The sequence below is a fragment of the Psychrobacter sp. FME6 genome, from assembly GCF_014861365.1.
In the GTDB taxonomy this organism is placed as follows: Bacteria; Pseudomonadota; Gammaproteobacteria; order Pseudomonadales; family Moraxellaceae; genus Psychrobacter.
Window position 1 is genome coordinate 1 of sequence record NZ_RRYW01000151.1, and the last position, 4,465, is coordinate 4,465.

Annotated in this window: 4 protein-coding genes and 1 pseudogene; 4 read left to right on the forward strand and 1 reads right to left on the reverse strand. The window is 40.6% G+C overall.

Annotated elements, in window-relative coordinates:
* Positions 1-57: 57 nt before the first annotated feature.
* From EI162_RS13525 to EI162_RS13535, 3 genes and pseudogenes are all read left to right on the forward strand, one after another.
* Positions 58-540: pseudogene (locus EI162_RS13525) on the forward strand (redoxin domain-containing protein); the annotation flags it as partial.
* 156 nt (positions 541-696) lie between these two features.
* Entirely contained in the window at positions 697-1,359 is a 663-nt protein-coding gene (locus EI162_RS13530) for a glutathione S-transferase family protein (RefSeq protein ID WP_192524838.1), read from the forward strand.
* Positions 1,360-1,932: 573 nt separating this feature from the next.
* Positions 1,933-2,757 carry an META domain-containing protein gene (locus EI162_RS13535; protein ID WP_225737005.1) on the forward strand — a complete coding sequence of 275 codons (825 nt, stop codon included), beginning with the start codon at positions 1,933-1,935 and terminating at the stop codon, positions 2,755-2,757.
* A 109-nt stretch (positions 2,758-2,866) separates the two neighbouring features.
* Here the strand turns inward: EI162_RS13535 and ruvC are convergent, their stop codons facing one another.
* Positions 2,867-3,451: a crossover junction endodeoxyribonuclease RuvC gene (gene ruvC, locus EI162_RS13540; protein WP_192524840.1), complete on the reverse strand. Its 585-nt coding sequence runs from the start codon at positions 3,449-3,451 to the stop codon at positions 2,867-2,869.
* A 259-nt stretch (positions 3,452-3,710) separates the two neighbouring features.
* Here ruvC and EI162_RS13545 point away from each other — a divergent pair, with 259 nt between their 5' ends.
* Positions 3,711-4,340 carry an FxsA family protein gene (locus EI162_RS13545; RefSeq protein WP_192524841.1) on the forward strand — a complete coding sequence of 210 codons (630 nt, stop codon included), beginning with the start codon at positions 3,711-3,713 and terminating at the stop codon, positions 4,338-4,340.
* Positions 4,341-4,465: the final 125 nt, after the last annotated feature.

Below are 4,465 nucleotides of genomic sequence, written 5' to 3' on the forward strand. Positions count from 1 at the left end.
TCATCGAGTCGTTAGTTTACCAAGTTTATCTCTACGGTTTCTTCAGCATAGCTCAGTACCGCAGCATTAGGCGGTGAGTTCCAAAAGCGCAATGTTAAACCAATCGCACTATCGGTCGATGGTTTAGAAGATCATAAAGGCTGGGTAGGTGATATCGAAGAAACTCAAGGCACTGCCGTTAACTTCCCTATTATCGCTGACTCTGATCGTAAAGTAGCGGATCTTTATGACATGATTCATCCAAATGCTGATAACACAGCGACGGTTAGAAGTGTTTTTATTATCGATCCTAAGAAAAAAGTACGTTTAACGCTGACGTATCCAGCCAGCTGTGGCCGTAACTTTGATGAAATCGTTCGTGTCATCGATGCAATGCAATTATCTGATGAATATAACATCGCCACACCAGTTGATTGGAAAGATGGCGACGACGTTATCATTCCACCAAGTGTTAAAAATGAAGATATTGCCGCAAATTATCCTAAAGGTCATACAGAAATTAAGCCGTATTTACGCACCACGCCTGCACCTAACAAATAAGTTGAGCGTACTTGATATTTGCAGTTGATTAAAAATAAAGAGCCCTATAACGTAACGTTATGGGGCTTTTTACTATTCACATAACAAGCAGCGTTATGGTTTTGCTATGATGATAAGAGTAGGTCGCTTGTTAGCCCATTTTACCAGGAGTTCGTTATGAAGAAATTATACGTTACCCGTACTGCGCCAAATCCCCGTAAAGCCCTTATTTTATTAGCGTCAAAAGGTATTGATGTTGATGATATCGATGACCTTGATGTGGTCGATATTGATTTTGCTGCTAATGAGCAAATGTCAGAGGCATTCACTAAAATAAATCCGATGCAGACAGTGCCAGTATTGGAGTTAGATGACGGTACCATACTTAATGATTCGCAGGCAGTATGTGAATATCTAGATCGCGTTTACGGTGAACGCTCGGTGATGGGTAACGACGTGGTACAACGTGCGCAAGTGTGTTCTCTACGCCGTATTGCTGAGTTTGAAGTGTTGTATAATTTTATGCTGGCTTTTCAGCACAGCCATCCATCTAAAGCCCAGCGTGTTGAGCAGGTTCCAGAATTTGTCGCGCCATCCATCGCCCGTGCTGTTAAAGCACTCGCTTATTTCGAAAATATTTTAGAGGATCGTGAGTACTTGGTCGGTGCACAATTAAGTTTTGCTGACATTGTGCTGTATTTAGGTTTAGATTTTGGCAAACTCCTTAAAGTGAATCCTAATGAGCAAGGTGAGAACTTAGCGCGTTTTTATCAGATGATGAATGAGCGTTTTAGTATTAAAAATATGGCAAATGCCAAACCAACAGAGACTAACGACTGATTTTAGCTTGTCGTAAAGTCTGCTTACCATAACAATGAGCAAAAATGAGTAAAAAGGTAGTTAACAGTAAATGTTAGCTATTTTTTTGACTCTTAAAATAGCTAGCACTAAACCATGAGTAAATTAAGCCCTTTTTAAAATATATAATAAAAGTAAACATTTCATTACATAAAACAGTGAGGTCGAGGTTATAGTGACTCAATTATCTTGATTCAAGAAAGTATGTTTTAAAAGCGTTCGATGACTAGGGCGTGTATGTTTTATGAGCTGAGCCCGTGGGCATCTACATATAGTCGATTCCATTTAAAACTATAGCAGTAGCTATGTTAATAGGCATGACTCTTTTTTATTTAGACTGGGCTATAGTAATTTCTATCAAGATAAAAACTTAAATGGGTTACTTTAAAATATTGACGTTAGAGAAGGAAGGTTGAACAAGCTTTCTAATAGGTATGTACTATGTTAGTTAGAACCACAAAACCAGCTTTAAGGTTGCTTTTATTACCAAGCGTATTGGTAGCGAGTTTGGCATTAAGTGCGTGTCAAAAAGATGCTACACCTACTGAAAATAGCATGTCAGATACGAGTGAAGTTGGTGCAGACACCAATGTGACGGAGAGTGAAAATGCGCAATCTGATACTAATATGACGACTAATGCCTCCGAAACCACCGAACTGACCGCGACAGAAAAGCTGAATACTGACTTGTCTCGCCATCGCTGGACGTTGGTCAGCGCGAAAGATTCTGCCGAGCAGCCAGTAAGTGCATTGATGGATATTAAAGATCAGGTGACACTGTCATTTAATCACTATCAGGGTCAAAATACGCTAAATTATAGCGTCGGCTGTAATACGATCAGTGCTGCCTATCAATTACAAAAGCATACTTTGACTATTGAAGATGGCATGAGTACTAAAATGTCGTGTGGTGATCTTGATGCCGCTGAGAGTCAATTAAACACAATGATGCAGGGTAGTAGTGAGCTAAAACTTAATGAAGGTGAAAACCCAGTATTGACACAAGTTGCTAGTGATTCTGTAACTTTGGTATGGAAAGGTAGGCTTACAGCCCAAGCCAAATACAACAGTAAAGGTGAGACCATATTTTGGGCCGTAAATGCTCAGAAAGTTCCTTGTGACGACAATAGCTCACAAAAGTGCTTACAAGTTAGACCCATTACTTATGACGACCAAGGTATTAAAAGCAGCGAAGGTAAGTGGGCAGCATTTAAGGGTGACATAGACGGTTACCAGCATGACGGTAAGCACGATGAGGTGATACGCCTACAACGCTACCCGCTAGACAATGGTGAAACGGCAGAAAGTGTTAATCGTGATGGTTCCGAAGACTATGCTTATGTATTGGATGCCGTCATTGAAAGTTCGGTAGCAAAATAAGTATTTAACGGATTAAATACCAAGAATAAAAAACACGCGTCCAGATGGTGCGTGTTTTTTTGTACTTAGTATCATTTATTGGTTTATAGTCAGTAAAAAATATTGTTTTTTAACGTAAGTTTCCTAAGTCTTCTTCTGTCAAACGCCAGCGGCCCTTTTTCTTAGAAGCACCGCGTCCGCGCATGGCGCTGTTTAGTATCAATTTGTTCATTGAATGGCTGGAATGCGCATGACAAATGGCACAAGCAAGACCATCGGCAGCATCTTGTTGCGGCATAAAGTCTAACGACAGTATGCGACAAACCATTTCTTGTACTTGCTCTTTGGCGGCTGCGCCATAGCCACAAACGGCTTGTTTTATTTGGCGAGCGGTATATTCTGATACTTCCAAATCCAATGCCACCATAGCAGCAATAGCCGCTCCACGTGCTTGGCCAAGCTTCAACGCTGAGTCTGGATTTTCTGCCATAAATACTTGCTCGATAGCCGTATAAATAGGCTCTTCTGCATATTTTATATGATGCTGAGTAATACGCGTCAAACCATTGAAAATACGTTTAAGGCGCTCAGGCATCTCTTTGGTGTCTGTACGAATGGTCCCTGCATCGATATAAGTGAGTTTATCGCCTGTCTGTTGGACGATGCCATAACCGGTCATGCGTGAACCTGGATCAATCCCAATAATAATTGCCATAGTATTCCATCTTGCTTACATTTTATTTTATATTCAACCCTATATAAATCGGATACGGTGTCAGACTTGCTCAGCCTACTACTCGTAGTACTTTTACTCACCTTCCTTGTATCCAAATTATATTGTACTGACTATATGTCTTAAAAATTAGCCGTAAGTTTGATAGTATAGCAATCAATCCCCATATACATCATATGCTAGCCATTTAAATTTACATGGCGCTCAATTTTTTAGACTTTATCTTATAGGACGACACTTTATGGGTCAGATAGTTGGTATTGCCATCGTTTGGTTTATTATCGAAATGCTACTTTGGTATTTGCTTGCTCAGTTTATGAGTGGTTGGTGGGTATTTATGTGGTTTATTATCGCTGCTGTTATCGGCATCTCACTCATGCGTAAAGGCTTGGCCGCTCTCAATCCGATGGCACAGCAGATGAAAGCTGGCGGTATGATGAACCCATCGATGCGTCCGCAAGAGTCAACCATGATAAAAAGTGTGGCCATGGCGGCGGCAGGTATTTTATTGCTGATTCCTGGTGTGCTTAGTGATTTGTTGGCGTTACTCGTGATATTGCCACCTGTACAAAAGAAACTGAAAGACTTTGCCAATAATTACGTCATGAATAATCAGCAAAAAATGATGGAAATGATGGCCAAGCAGATGGGTGGACAAATGGGCGGCCAAAATCCATTCGGTGGTGCTGGTGGTATGGGTGGTCAAAACCCATTTGGCGGCGCAGGCGGTACGAATGGTCAAAATCCATTTGGTCAACAGCAACAAAACCCATTTGGTGATGTATTCAAGCAGCATACGACCGTTGATGGTACTGCCAAAAGCATCCCCAAAGATGTGAAAAAGATTACTAAATCAGCCAATGATGAATAGTCCATACGTTGTAAGTTGATAGTGGTGATTGTTTAATAATAAAGAAAATTAGCTCTTAGATTAACACACCAAGTGCAACGCTAAATTATATTATAGAACACCTGATTGGGCGTTTTAAACCCTAA

Coding starts and splice junctions, on each gene's coding strand:
- ruvC (WP_192524840.1), bottom strand. CDS start 3,451: ATGGCAATTATTATTGGGATTGATCCAGGTTCACGCATGACCGGTTAT.
- EI162_RS13530 (WP_192524838.1), top strand. CDS start 697: ATGAAGAAATTATACGTTACCCGTACTGCGCCAAATCCCCGTAAAGCC.
- EI162_RS13545 (WP_192524841.1), top strand. CDS start 3,711: ATGGGTCAGATAGTTGGTATTGCCATCGTTTGGTTTATTATCGAAATG.
- EI162_RS13535 (WP_225737005.1), top strand. CDS start 1,933: ATGTCAGATACGAGTGAAGTTGGTGCAGACACCAATGTGACGGAGAGT.